The following is a 13,390-nucleotide window of genomic DNA, read 5'->3' as shown; positions in this document are numbered from 1 at the left end:
ATCGCTGCGCCAAAGCGGCGGCCAGACAACAACAGGGAGACGCAACCAATGGATGGGCAGAAGAAGGACTTGAAACCGGCCAGGCTCGATGGGCGCAAGGATGATCTGGCCCCCGGCCTGTCACGTCGCAGCTTCTTTGCGGCGGCAGGTGCTGCGGGTGTCGGAACCGCCGCCAGCCTGCTGGGCACCACCACCGCGCAGGCGCAATCGACCGACTGGCTGCAGCCCGGCAACAACAACCATGTGATCGACCTGCAGAACATGTCCGCCTTTGCAGATGGCGAGGTGAAGATCGATTTCTACGGCCATTGCGCGCTCAAGATCACCTCCCCCGGCGGCGCCTCGGTCCTGTTCGACCCGTGGCGCGACGATCCCTCGGGCGCCTGGGGGCTGTGGTTCAAGCAGAAGTTCCCGGAGGTGCTGGTGGACATCACCATGTCCACCCACACCCATTTCGACCACGACGCCATTGACCGGCCGCAATCGACAATGGTGCTGGACCGGATGGCGGGCGCGTTCGAATTCGCGGACCTCAGGATCACCGGCTATGCCGACAAGCACGCCTGTGTTGCACCGGGCTGGTATCCCTGGACCGATGCGCTGGCCGAGTTCGGGGTCGAGGCCTGCCCGCCCAATAACCCGGGCCATATGGACATGGTGACATATGTGGTGGAAACTGGCGGCATCCGCACCCTGATCTGGGGCGACAACCGGCCCGATCCCGCGGACGGGTTCTGGGATGCCATCGGGCGCATCGACGTGCTGACCCTGCCGGTCGACGGTTCGGAGCACATCCTGTCCTACGAACAGGCCAACGCGCTGGTCGAGCGGATCCAGCCCAAGGCGGTGATCCCCACCCATTACCTGTCGGAGACCACCACCTACACGCTGTCGACGCTGCAGCCTGCCGACAGCTGGGTGAAGGGGCAGAACAGCTTCAGGATGCTCGACGGCGCCTCCCTGTCGCTGGCAGCAGCGGATGTGCAGGGAATGGACAAGGAGTTCCTGTATTTCGGGCACAACGCGCTGACGGAGTAACCCTCAGCATTGCCGCAAACACGTTGTGCCCGGCGCGCCGGGCGCCCCGCCCCGGGGCGCCCGGTGTTGCCTCGGAAAGACCTGTCAGCCGCCGGCAAACCGTTCCGGCGGAAATCCGGCACTGGCAAAGATGTTCCAGATCTTCTGTTCCAGCCCTGCCGCGCCGATTTCGAGGCAGTTGTTCCTGAAGTACCAGGTCATGAATTGCGCATACCCGCCGGTGCGGGCCAGAGCACGCTCCAGCGCTCCGTCAAACTGCCCCGGCGCGGCAATGGTTTCCCCCATGTGGTGCAGGTCGGTAGCGCCGTAGAACACCGCCGGGGTGCGATGCAGAAACCCTTCGGCGGCCACTCCGGAATTCACCGAGACACAAACACAGCAGGCCGCCAGAATGTCATGGACGTTGGCCTGAGTGGGGATGACCCGGGCGTCCTGCGCGGCGATTTCCAGCAAGGCGGTCAGGCTGTCGATGTCGGCTGTCAGAGGATGCGGCTTGACCAGAACCGGCCGGCTGCCTGCACCGCCGAGCACATCCTTCAGAACCTCGATATCACTAAACGTCGTCGCGCCTGCGTCCAGCGGATACCGGCCCTGGAAGAAGACAGCAATGGCGCCATCCGGCACCTCGGTCCTGTCCTTCATCTGGCCATAGCGGGAGCGCCGCTTGTCCCTGAATTGGTGCTGCAGGCGCCCGTAGAACCGTTTGGCATATTTGAAGGGCACCATGTCCGGGCTGAACGGGCGGTCAGCGATGGAGCTGTAGCTGCGGATACCCTTGGGATCCAGATGCCAGAAACCGGGCAGATAAGCCGAAGCGGCGTTCAGGACGTTGGGCATCTTCATGTGATGGTCGCTGAAGATATGCAGATTGCCGTCCGCGAACCGGCCATCCGCCACCTGCTGGGTGCCGATCCGGATGTCTGGATCCTTGGCCCGCTTTTCTGCTTCGCTGCCGGTTTCTGCCAGCATCCGTTCAATGATCCGGAAAAGCTCAAGCCCTTGGCCTTTTGTGTACCCTTCCATCTGCTGTTTCTTCAGGTGGAATATGACCTTGGGCAAACGGCGTATCCTCTGACCAGCGGCGAAATCTGCATTGTGCTTATCTGCAGCCTGGCCTGCGTCGCGGTCAAGCCGGTTTCAGTCCCGCAGGGCGTCGGCGCGGAGCCCTTCACGCTCGTAGTGGCGCGGCAGAACCCGGCCGTAAAGCTGCCTGGTGCGCTCCACCCCGCCGCACATCCCCTCGGTCTCGGCAAAGGAGAAGATACCGACATAGCGCCTGCGCGGGCCTTCGACCGGGGCCACCCGGTGAAGCGAATAGCGGCCGCGGAAAATCTGCAAGTCCCCCGGCTGAAGCACCAGCTTGTGCACCAGCGGCGAGCCGCCTGCCAGCACCCGCGCCACCCCGTCATAATTTTCGTCCGTGGAGGTGCGCAGCATCGGTGCATATTCGAATTCGCCGCCCGCCTCGCCGTTCTGGATGGCCAGCGTCACCGTGTAATTGTTCGTGTCGAAATGCCAGGGGAAGCCCTGACCTTCCTCCACCATGTTGACGATCACATCCGCCAGCGGGTCGTCATAGCGGAAGAAGCGGCCTTCCGGCTCCCCCAAGGCTTCACGGATGAACGGCATGAATCCAGGGTATTCATAAACCGCCCGCAGCGGGCCGTCCGCACCGAAGTTGTCCGCCGGGATGAAGGCGTTGGAGCGGTCGTAGAACTGGCGGACGGGATGGGTTTCCGGCAAGGACGGATCGTCCTTGGAGAAATAGGCATTGGTGCGGCTGAAGGACTTATGTCCCTGGCTGGCCACGGATTCGGCCTCTGCCGCCAGCCGGGCAATACCGTCCGAATGCGCGAATCCCGGAAGCACCGCACAGCCGTCAGTCTCCAGCTCGCTTTGCAAATCCTCCATCATCCGCGCATAAGCCTGCGAGCCCGGGCGGTCGATTGGATAGCGTCCAAGATCCACAACCTCTGCAAGATCCGCCATGCCTTGTCCTTCCTTGTCACCTCTTTGCACTTGAACTTGCCCGCAGCAGGAGGGCTGATCTGGCACAAACGGGACACAGGCATGCCGGTTTTGAACGATTCCGCCCCCGAAACCGCCGCCATTTTCGCGGATATTTCACACCACCCCGTGACGGGAGCAAGAAAATGTCCCTGAACAGGTCTTTTTTGACAGCTTTCGCGGTTGACGCCCCTGCCCGGCACACATAATGTCGCCCGCAACGCAAAAAGGAGCCTGTGGCCGTGACCACCCTAGTCGTAATCGTAGGAACCAAGCGCATGGGCCGGTAACGGTAGACCATAATCGAACCCATGCGCCTCCGACCTGAAATCGGGGGCTTTTTTTATGCGTAACGGACGATGCCGCCAATTGGAGCAAAAAGCAGATGACACGTGAAATGACCGGCGCAAAGATGGTTGTCCAAGCCCTGAAGGATCAGGGTGTGGACGTAGTCTTCGGATACCCAGGCGGCGCCGTGCTGCCGATCTATGACGAGATCTTTCTGCAGAATGACATCCGCCATGTTCTGGTGCGGCACGAACAGGGCGCCGTGCACGCCGCCGAAGGCTATGCCCGCTCCACCGGCAAGCCCGGCGTTGTGCTGGTGACGTCCGGCCCCGGCGCCACCAATGCGGTCACCGGCCTCACCGATGCGCTGCTGGATTCGATCCCGATCGTGGTTCTGACCGGCCAGGTGCCGACCTTCATGATCGGCTCGGACGCCTTCCAGGAGGCGGATACCGTCGGCATCACCCGCCCCTGCACCAAGCACAACTGGCTGGTCAAGGACACCGAAGCGCTGGCCGGAACGCTGCACGAGGCCTTCCATGTCGCCAAATCCGGCCGCCCGGGCCCGGTCCTGGTCGACATCCCCAAGGACGTGCAGTTCGCAAGCGGCAAGTATCAGGGGCCGAAACCCTCGGCCTCGCATTACCAGCCGCAGCTGAAGGGCGACATGGAGGAGATCACCGAACTGGTCGAGGCCATCGAGAAGGCCAAGCGCCCGGTGTTTTATACCGGCGGCGGCGTCATCAACTCCGGCCCGGCGGCCAGCCAGCTGCTGCGTGAACTGGTCGACGCCACCGGCATCCCGGTCACCTCGACCCTGATGGGGCTTGGCGCCTATCCGGCGTCCGGCAGGAACTGGCTGGGGATGCTCGGCATGCACGGGCTTTACGAGGCCAACATGGCGATGCACGGCTGCGACCTGATGATCAACATCGGCGCCCGCTTCGATGACCGGATCACCGGCCGCATCGATGCCTTCAGCCCGAAGTCGAAAAAGGCGCATATCGATATCGATCCCTCCTCGATCAACAAGGTGATCCGGGTCGACATTCCGATTGTCGGCGATGTCGCCCATGTGCTGGAGGATCTGCTGAAGGTCTGGAAATCGCGCGGCCGCAAAGTGAACCGCGAGGCGCTGCAGAAATGGCACAAGCAGATCGATGAATGGCGCGCGGTGGACTGCCTGTCGTTCAAGAACTCCGAGAAGACCATCAAGCCGCAGTATGCGCTGCAGCGCCTGGAGGAACTGACCAAGGGCCGCGACCGCTATGTCACCACCGAAGTCGGCCAGCACCAGATGTGGGCGGCGCAGTACCTGAACTTCGAGGATCCGAACCGCTGGATGACTTCCGGAGGGCTCGGCACCATGGGCTATGGCTTCCCGGCTTCGATCGGCGCCCAGATGGCGCATCCGGACGCGCTGGTCATCAACGTCGCGGGCGAGGCGTCCTGGCTGATGAACATGCAGGAGATGGGCACCGCGGTGCAGTTCCGCTTGCCGGTCAAGCAGTTCATCCTCAACAACGAGCGCCTCGGAATGGTGCGCCAGTGGCAAGAGCTGCTGCACGGCGAGCGCTACAGCCACAGCTGGTCCGAGGCGCTGCCTGATTTCGTGAAGCTCGCCGAAGCCTTCGGCTGCAAGGGCATTTGCGTCAGCGATCCCGCGGACCTGGATGATGCGATCATGGAAATGATCGAATACGACGGGCCGGTGATCTTCGACTGCCTGGTGGAGAAGCACGAGAACTGCTTCCCGATGATCCCGTCGGGCAAGGCGCACAACGAGATGCTGCTGGGCGAGGCCGAGACGCAGGGCGTCATCCAGGCCGGCGGCGCAGTGCTGGTGTAACCGCGGCAGCGCCGCAAGTTTCTTCGAGGAATTCGCCTGAAAGCCCGTGTCCTTCAGGCAGCGACATACGAGAGGAAGACCACGAATGTCTGCCCTACACATCAAAAAAGGCTCCAACCGCCATTCCGCCTACAACCTGCGCCCGACGTTTTCGGACGTGCAGGAGCGGCACACCATTGCGGTGCTGGTGGAAAACGAACCCGGCGTCCTCGCCCGCGTCATCGGGCTTTTCTCCGGCCGCGGCTACAACATCGAAAGCCTGACTGTGGCGGAGGTGGACCATACCGGCCACCTCAGCCGCATCACCATTGTCACCACCGGCACCCCGCAGGTGATCGAACAGATCAAGGCGCAGCTCGGCCGCATCGTGTCGGTCCGCGACGTGCATGACTTGACGGTCGAGGGCGCTGCCGTGGAGCGCGAGCTGGCGATCCTGAAGGTGGCCGGTGAAGGCGACAAGCGCGTCGAAGCGCTGAGGCTGGCGGATATCTTCCGCGCCAACGTCGTCGACAGCACCCTGAACAGCTTTGTCTTTGAAATCACCGGTGCGCCGGAAAAGATCGATGCCTTCGCCGATCTGATGCGCCCGCTCGGCCTGAGCGAGATCGCCCGCACCGGTGTTGCCGCCCTGCTGCGCGGCAACTGATCCTGCTGCCTCCCCGAACCGGGCTGGCGCTACATTTGAACGAACTGCAGCGGCGCGGATACGCGCCGCTCTTTTGCTGCTTGCAGCGGGAACAGAACAACCTTCTGCTCCTGCTCGCGGGCTTCTTCAGCCGATCCGCCGCAGTCTGCGGTGGCGCACAGCCGGTCTGCCAGACCCGGGCTGCCCTGCTCCATCACGATCGCAAGATTTTCCGCAACCCTGATATTACCACTCAAGGTTATATCAAACTCAACCCAGTCCCCCGGATGCAACTCCGGAAAGTCGACCCCGGCCTTGTTTGAGAAAAAAGCAAGGTCCCCCTGGTCATCGCACCAGATCACGGCTTTGGTCAGGGGGGCGTCACTCCATAAAATGACTCCAATCATACCAGTCCTCGTATTGCCGCACGTTAATTCTGGACCAATTGAGCTGACGCCAACATGACAAAAATCGGGTTTCGCTATTGCATTTTGTGTCAGTTTGACTAGCCTCCTGACGTGAATTAGCGACACCCCTGACGCACAAGGGCTGCGAGGGCAGCTATGCCGATGCCGGAAACTGGCATAAGTTACCGGCAAAAGGGGAAAATTCTACGTAAAAGCGGAACCGTCAGGACCCGGAATGAACAGCCAGAACCGCTCCCCAGCCGACTTGAGGAACATGTTTGGCGCAAATTTGCGTCAGCTTGCGCGGCAATACCCGTCCATTTCGGAACTGTCTCGCCAGCTGGGCATCAACCGCACCCAATTCAACCGCTACCTCTCCGGCGAGAGTTTTCCGCGGCCGGATGTTCTGGACCGCATCTGCCGTTTCTTTGACGTCGATGCGCGTATTCTTCTGGACCCGGTGGACACGCTTTCCAAGGCCGGCCAGGTTGTAAACGGCGCCTTTCTGGCAGATTTCCTCGGCCACGGCGTGCAGCAGCTGACGGAGGAGTTCTTTCCCTCCGGTTTCTACCGCTTCACCCGCCGCAGTTTTATTAACGAAGAGAAGTTCGTGATCGGCCTGGTCTACGTCTTCCGGGCAGAGGGCGTCACCTATATCAAGGGGTTCGAAGCCAAGGAGGCAATGCTGAGCCAGGGCCTTCCTGCCACTCCCGGCGTGCGGGAGTTCCGCGGCTACATCAGCGGCCACGAGGATGGTGTCGCCTTTGTCATCGCGCGGCGCAAGGCAATGACCTACTCTTTCAACTACCTGGCGCGGGCGGCATCGCTGGAGAACAACTTCTGGTCCGGATACGTGGCCCGCACCGTCCGCGAAAACGGCGCCGGTGAACGGGTGACGCGGATGGTCTATGAGCATTTGGGCCGTGACACCGGCCAGGTTTTGGCGGCCGCCCGCAGCGCGGGTTTTGCAGATGAAAATGCGCTTCTGCCCTTCCACCGGCGCCTGCTGAACACCGGCCAGCCTTTCCGCTGACGCTAACTGGCGCCAGCCAGCCGGTAGATGTGCCAGGTGGCGTGGCCGAGCAGCGGCAGCACAAGAAACAGCCCCAGGAACCAAGGCAGCAGCGCCGCAAAGGTCAGAATGGCGATTGTGGCGGCCCAGATCATCATCACGATGAAATTCTGCTGCACGTACTGGAAACTGGTGATCATGGCAGTGACGAAGTCCACCTCGCGATCCAGAAGCAGCGGCAGCGCGATCACCGTGATCATGTAAAGCAACAGCGCAAACAGCGCTCCCACAACTGTGCCGACCGTCAGCATGGCCAGGCCGTTGACGGTCAGGAACACTTCGGCCGAGGTCGAGATGTTGGTCATGGTGGCGTGCCCCATGAACAGGGCAAAGATCATGTGGCCCAGAAAGAACCAGAACAGGAACACCACCACGATGATGGCGCAGATCGACGGCAGCTGGCGGCGGCTCTGCTGCAGCACGACACCCAGAATCCGGCCGACCGCAATTCCCCTACCCTGCTCCAGCCGGTGCGACACCTCATAGAGGCCGACCGCGGCAAAGGGGCCGATCAGCGGGAAGCCGATAGCTGCCAGAACCAGCCAGTACGTGGTGCCGGTGTGCACGGTGATCCAGGCCATTACCCAGCCCGCCAGCACATAAACCGCCGCAAAGAACAGCCCGTACAGCGGCTTCTTGCGGAAATCCTCCCAGCCGCGGCGCAGCGCCTCAAACAGCATTTGCGTCGTGACAGGCCGCAGCGGCGGTACGCCAAACGGCTTTTCTGTGCTCATCGCGCTCTGTTCTCCCCTCTGGCAGGCCTGCCCCGCCGGCGTCTCCCGGCTGTTCGGCTTCGTGTCCGATTGCAGCAATCAAAATGAGTCCGTTCAGCCTAGCCGCGAAACCAGGATTATAAAATGCCTTGCAGATGCATGATTTAGCGGCAGCCCGTGCCGGTATACGGAAAAGGGCCGCCCGCACCGGCAGCCCTTTTCACGCATTTCACCGGAAATCCGGCTGCCCCGCCCGGGCAGCGGCGGAGTCAGTCCTCGGCCTGCGCGTCGGCGCGGCTTTTGCCGGAAACATTCAGCGCCAGGGTGGCGGCCATGAAACCGTCGAGGTCGCCGTCCAGAACGCCCTTGGTGTCGGAAGTCTCATGCTGGGTGCGCAGGTCTTTCACCATCTGGTAGGGCTGCAGCACATAGGAGCGGATCTGGTTGCCCCAGCCCGCATCGCCCTTGGCCTCATGCGCCTCGTTGATGGCGGCGTTGCGGCGGTCCAGTTCCATCTGGTATAGGCGCGATTTCAGCGCCTTCATGGCAATATCGCGGTTCTGGTGCTGGGATTTCTCGGACGAGGTCACCACGATGCCGGTCGGCATGTGGGTGATCCGCACCGCCGAGTCGGTGGTGTTAACGTGCTGGCCGCCGGCGCCCGAGGAACGGTAGGTGTCGACGCGGATGTCGGCCGGGTTCACCTCGATCTCGATATTGTCGTCCACCACCGGGTAGACCCAGACTGAGCTGAACGAGGTATGCCGCTTGGCCGCCGAGTCGTAGGGCGAGATCCGCACCAGCCGGTGCACGCCGCTCTCGGACTTCAGCCAGCCATAGGCGTTGTGGCCGGAAATCTTGTAGGCGGCGGATTTGATGCCCGCCTCGTCGCCCGCGCTCTCGGATTGCAGCTCGACCTTGTAGCCTTTCTTCTCGGCCCAGCGCACGTACATCCGCGCCAGCATCGAGGCCCAGTCGCAGCTTTCGGTGCCGCCGGCGCCTGCGTTGATCTCCAGGAAGGTGTCATTGGCATCGGCCTCACCGTCCAGCAGCGCTTCCAGCTCCTTCTCGGCCGCTTTCTCTTTCAGCGCCGCCAGGGCCGCCTCGGCGTCCTTGATGACCTCGGCGTCGTCTTCCATCTCGCCCAGCTCGATCAGCTCGATATTGTCGGACAGGTCCTGCTGGATTCCCTTGTAGGTTTCAATCGAATCAACCAGCGCCTGGCGCTCGCGCATCAGCTTCTGCGCCGCCTCCGGGTCGTCCCACAGGTTCGGATCCTCAACGCGCGCGTTGAACTCCTCCAGCCGGTATTCGGCGGTTTCCCAGTTCATTCGCTGGGCCAGAAGCTCCAGCGATTTCTCGATGTCTGCGACGATATTCTGGGTTTCCGCGCGCATTTCAGTTCCTTGAAATCTCTTGTCAGGCTTGCGTGATAAACCACCCGCGCGCCGCGGGCAAGCGGCGCACGGGAGCCTTTGCAGAAGCAGGTTAGTAAAGCCCGCCGGAGCTAACGGTGCCGAAGGTCGCCTTGGGCCCCAGCACCGCAGTGCCGCCGCTGGAGGTGGTGACCTTGCGGCCCGATTGCTGCACCTCTTCGATCAGCGGCAGGTTCGATCCCATCGCAAAGCCGCCGTCATAAGTGAGGCCGAAGATCGGCTCCGCGCCATCCCGGAAATACTCCGCCACCACATAGGGCCCGGACGCATTGTCCGGCAGCCGGGCGCCGGTGTAGCGGTCGATCTTGATGAAATGGCCGCCCTCCGGCACTTCGAACGGGCCGCCGCCGAATTTCTCGGTCGCCTTCTTCATGAACTGCTGGAACACCGGACCGCACATGGTCCCGCCATAGGCGCCGCGGCCCATCGGGCGGGGCTGGTCGAACCCCATGTAGCAGCCTGCCACGATGTTAGAGGTGAAGCCGACAAACCAGACATCGCGGGAATCGTTGGTAGTGCCGGTCTTGCCCGCGGTGGGCACCGGCAGGTTGATCACGCTCGACGCCGTGCCGCGGTCCACCACCCCCTTCATCATGGAAGTCAGCTGATAGGCGGTGATCGGGTCCATCACCTGCTCGCGATCTGTGACGATGCGCGGCGCCTGACCGGGCGCCAATGCCGGGTCCGAGCAATCCACGCAGTCGCGGTCGTCATGGCGGTAGATGGTCTTGCCGAAGCGGTCCTGCACCCGGTCCACCAGTGTCGGCTGCACCCGCTCGCCGCCGTTGGCGAACATCGCATAGGCCGCCACCATCTTGTAGAGCGTGGTTTCCTCAGACCCCAGCGAGTTGGCCAGGAACGGACCCATGTTGTCATAAACGCCAAAGCGCTCGGCGTAGCCCGCCACCACCGGCATCCCGACCTCCTGCGCCAGGCGGATGGTCATCAGGTTCCGGCTCATCTCGATGCCGGTGCGCAAAGGCGTCGGCCCGTAGAACTTGTTGGTGGAGTTCTTGGGCCGCCACAGTCCCTGCGGCGTGTTGATCTCGATCGGGGCGTCGACGACGATGGTCGCCGGGCTGTAGCCGCTGTCCAGCGCCGCCGCATAGACGAAAGGTTTGAAGCTGGAGCCCGGCTGGCGCATCGCCTGGGTGGCGCGGTTGAACACCGAATGCTGGTAGGAGAAGCCCCCCTGCATCGCCAGAACCCGGCCGGAGTTCACGTCCATCGCGACAAAGCCGCCCTGCACTTCCGGCACCTGGCGCAGCGACCAGTGGCTGAAGGCATCGTCCTTCTTTTCAGCCCTGACCAGCACCACGTCGCCGCGTGTGAAATTGTCGGCGAAACTGCCCTTCATCCACTTGATGTCGGACCGAGGCACAGAGCCGGTGCCTTCGCTGTTCTCGACGCCGACGGTCAGGCTTTCGCTGCCGACCTCCAGCACCACCGCCGGATACCAGCGGCCGCCCAGAACGATGTCACGCGGCACATCGGCGGCTTCCAGCGCCGCGCGCCAGGCCGCCTCGTCCTTCAGCTGCTCCTCGGACAGCGTCACTCCGGTGCCGCGCCATTTCCCGCGCGAGCGGTCGTATTTCTCCAGCCCGCCGCGCATCGCCAGCGCTGCTTCGGCCTGCATCTCGTGGTCGATGGTGGCGCGCACGGTAAAGCCGCCGGTGAAGAACTCGCCCTCGCCGAAATCCTCAGTCAGCTGCCGCCGGATTTCGTCGGTGAAGTAGTCGCGCGGCGGCAGCGTGGTTCGGAAGCCCTCGAAATCGCCGTTCTGGACCGAGCGCAGCGGCTGCGCCACCTCAACCTCATAAACGTCCTTGGAAATATACCCGTTCTCGCGCATCTCCCGCAGCACGTAGTTGCGCCGCGCCAGCAGGCGCTCCTTCTGGCGCACCGGATGGTAGTCGGACGGCGCCTTGGGCATCGCGGCAAGGGTCGCCGCCTCATGCGGGGCCAGCTCGCCCAGGGTCTTGTTGAAATAGGTCTGCGCCGCGGCGGTCACGCCATAGGAGTTCTGACCGAGGAAAATCTCATTCAGGTACAATTCCAGGATCCGCTCCTTGTCGAGCGTTTCCTCGAGCCGGGTGGCGAGGATGATTTCCTTGATCTTGCGCTCGGCCCGTCGGTCGCCGGACAGCAGGAAGTTCTTCATCACCTGCTGGGTGATGGTGGAGGCGCCGCGCACGTTCTGCCCGCGTGAGCGCACCGCCTCGATCGCCGCGGCGGCGATGCCGCGGGCGTCATAGCCTGAATGGCTGTAGAAGTTCTTGTCCTCGGCCGAGATGAAGGCCTGCTTCACCAGATCCGGGATTTCCGCCGACGGGGTGAACAGGCGCCGCTCCTTGGCGAATTCATCGATTAGATGGCCTTCGCCTGAATAGATCCGGCTGATCGTCGGCGGCTGGTACTGGGCCAGCGACTCATGGCTTGGCAGGTCGCGGCCGTAAATCCAGAACACCGCCCCAATGGTCAGCGCCACCATCGCCACGCCAAGGGTGATGGTGCTGAAAATAGAGCCGAAGAAAGAAAGTATGAACCTGAGCACGGATGTTGGCCTTTCACGCGGGGTGCCGCCTATATAGGTGCGGCAACCGCCCGCGTCAAAACGGGAAAGGGAGGGTTAGCGCCGGGAGGGGTGGGAAAATCCTGCCAGATTTCACCGCACCCCGGGCGGGAAAGCGCCCCGCCCCCGGAAAACTGGCACGATTATGCCTACTGCCGCACCAGCGCCCGGCGGGCATCGTCCTGGGCGCGCCAGGTGATCAATCCGTTCAGAATGCCCCGGGCGGCCTTGGCGCGCCATTCAGCATCCACCAGATTGTTCAGGTCGCGCTTGCTGGACAGGAATCCGATCTCCACCAGGACCGAGGGGATATCGGCAGATTTCAGCACCGAAAACCCGGCAGAGCGCAGCGGACGATTGTTGATCGGGCGCTTCTGCCCGCGCAGGCCGTCGATCAGCGCCGCAGCCAGCGCGTCGCTGCGCGGCTGGGTTTCCTGCCGGGCCAGGTCCAGCATCACGCCGGTCACCCGGTCGTCCGCTTGGCTCAGGTCGGTGCCGGACAGAAGATCCCCGCGCAGATGCCGTTCCGCCAGTTTGGCAGAGGCCTGGTCGGAGGCCTCCCTGGACAATGTATAGACGGTGGAGCCGTGCGCGCGGCCCTCGGAGATGGTGTCGGCATGCAGGGATATGAACACATCAGCTCCGGCCTGATGCGCCATCGCGATACGGCGCTCCAGAGAGACAAAATAGTCGCCGTCCCGGGTCATCATCACGGTGAACTGGCCGGAGCGCACCAGCGCCTCGCCCAGTTCGCGCGCGAATTGCAGCATCAGGTGTTTTTCGATGATCCCATGTTCAGTCTCGGCACCCGGATCAATGCCGCCGTGGCCAGGATCCAGCATCACCAGAAGCGGGGCGTTCTCGTCCCGCTCCGTCTTGCCTTCCATCACCTGCGGCGCGGGCAAGTCCCAGCGCGGATCCTGCGGCGCCCCGGCGCTGGCGGCAAACTCTTCTGCGGCGACCGGCTCCAGCGTCACCGCCAGCCGGGCGGCGGCAGTGACCTGATCCACCGACATCGCGGCTGAAGCCACTTTCATGGGTTCCGCCAACTGCAGCACCAGCCGCGCCCAGCCGGGCACATAGGTCCCGAATTGCACGGCAGAGACCTGTTCGCCCTGGACCAGCTTATCCGCCGTCAGCCCGGTCCAGTCGACTTCCTGAAAGTCCAGCACCAGCCGCGGCGGTTCCGCCAGGGTAAACAGGCGGTACGGCACGCCTTGGCTGAGCCCCAGTGAGATCTCGGCCCCCTGCCCGGCGTCGCGCACCCGGCTGGCTTCAGCATCAATCCGCGCAAGCCCGCTGAAGCCGCTGCTGCCCGACTGCGCCCAGGCGCCCGCCGCCGCAGCCCAGATCAATGCGGTAAGAATTATCACTCTGCCCATG

11 protein-coding genes are annotated in these 13,390 nt (G+C 63.0%); 4 read left to right on the top strand and 7 right to left on the bottom strand.

Translation table 11 applies throughout. The features are described from left to right. Positions 1-48: 48 nt before the first annotated feature. On the top strand, positions 49-1,038 hold the full coding sequence (locus KUV26_RS00855) for an MBL fold metallo-hydrolase (protein WP_222507020.1): 990 nt from the start codon (positions 49-51) through the stop codon (positions 1,036-1,038). Positions 1,039-1,122: 84 nt separating this feature from the next. On the opposite strand, the gene KUV26_RS00850 is transcribed toward KUV26_RS00855, so the two are convergent. After that, positions 1,123-2,061, bottom strand: a complete 939-nt coding sequence (locus KUV26_RS00850) for a hypothetical protein (RefSeq protein WP_222507019.1) — start codon at positions 2,059-2,061, stop codon at positions 1,123-1,125. A gap of 114 nt (positions 2,062-2,175) precedes the next feature. Next, complete coding sequence (locus KUV26_RS00845) at positions 2,176-3,027, bottom strand: hypothetical protein (RefSeq protein ID WP_222507018.1); 852 nt, start codon at positions 3,025-3,027, stop codon at positions 2,176-2,178. A 403-nt stretch (positions 3,028-3,430) separates the two neighbouring features. Between KUV26_RS00845 and KUV26_RS00840 the strand changes: the two genes are divergently transcribed. Beyond that, on the top strand, positions 3,431-5,182 hold the full coding sequence (locus KUV26_RS00840) for an acetolactate synthase 3 large subunit (protein WP_222502257.1): 1,752 nt from the start codon (positions 3,431-3,433) through the stop codon (positions 5,180-5,182). 85 nt (positions 5,183-5,267) lie between these two features. Then, positions 5,268-5,828: an acetolactate synthase small subunit gene (ilvN, locus tag KUV26_RS00835; RefSeq protein WP_065269306.1), complete on the top strand. Its 561-nt coding sequence runs from the start codon at positions 5,268-5,270 to the stop codon at positions 5,826-5,828. 29 nt (positions 5,829-5,857) lie between these two features. On the opposite strand, the gene KUV26_RS00830 is transcribed toward ilvN, so the two are convergent. Next, a complete protein-coding gene (locus tag KUV26_RS00830) occupies positions 5,858-6,214 on the bottom strand; it encodes a cold shock domain-containing protein (RefSeq protein WP_222507017.1) in 357 nt (118 codons plus the stop codon). Positions 6,215-6,449: 235 nt separating this feature from the next. On the opposite strand from KUV26_RS00830, the gene KUV26_RS00825 reads away from it, so the two are divergent. After that, positions 6,450-7,247 (top strand): helix-turn-helix domain-containing protein, encoded by a 798-nt coding sequence (locus tag KUV26_RS00825; RefSeq protein WP_222502255.1) that lies wholly within the window; start codon positions 6,450-6,452, stop codon positions 7,245-7,247. A 2-nt stretch (positions 7,248-7,249) separates the two neighbouring features. Here KUV26_RS00825 and KUV26_RS00820 read toward each other — a convergent pair whose 3' ends face one another. The 4 genes from KUV26_RS00820 to KUV26_RS00805 all read right to left on the bottom strand — a co-directional run bounded on the left by KUV26_RS00820 (position 7,250) and on the right by KUV26_RS00805 (position 13,389). Further along, entirely contained in the window at positions 7,250-8,020 is a 771-nt protein-coding gene (locus tag KUV26_RS00820; protein ID WP_222507016.1) for a DUF2189 domain-containing protein, read from the bottom strand. A 248-nt stretch (positions 8,021-8,268) separates the two neighbouring features. Beyond that, positions 8,269-9,396 (bottom strand): peptide chain release factor 2, encoded by a 1,128-nt coding sequence (gene prfB / locus KUV26_RS00815; RefSeq protein ID WP_222502253.1) that lies wholly within the window; start codon positions 9,394-9,396, stop codon positions 8,269-8,271. Positions 9,397-9,487: 91 nt separating this feature from the next. After that, positions 9,488-11,989: a penicillin-binding protein 1A gene (locus tag KUV26_RS00810; protein ID WP_222502252.1), complete on the bottom strand. Its 2,502-nt coding sequence runs from the start codon at positions 11,987-11,989 to the stop codon at positions 9,488-9,490. A 167-nt stretch (positions 11,990-12,156) separates the two neighbouring features. After that, positions 12,157-13,389 carry an N-acetylmuramoyl-L-alanine amidase gene (locus tag KUV26_RS00805; RefSeq protein ID WP_222507015.1) on the bottom strand — a complete coding sequence of 411 codons (1,233 nt, stop codon included), beginning with the start codon at positions 13,387-13,389 and terminating at the stop codon, positions 12,157-12,159. Position 13,390 lies beyond the last annotated feature (1 nt).

This window comes from Leisingera daeponensis, from assembly GCF_019801465.1.
GTDB classification, from domain to species: domain Bacteria; phylum Pseudomonadota; class Alphaproteobacteria; order Rhodobacterales; family Rhodobacteraceae; genus Leisingera; species Leisingera daeponensis_A.
The sequence above is the reverse complement of the archived record's forward strand: the minus strand, read 5'-3'. Positions and strand labels throughout refer to the sequence as shown.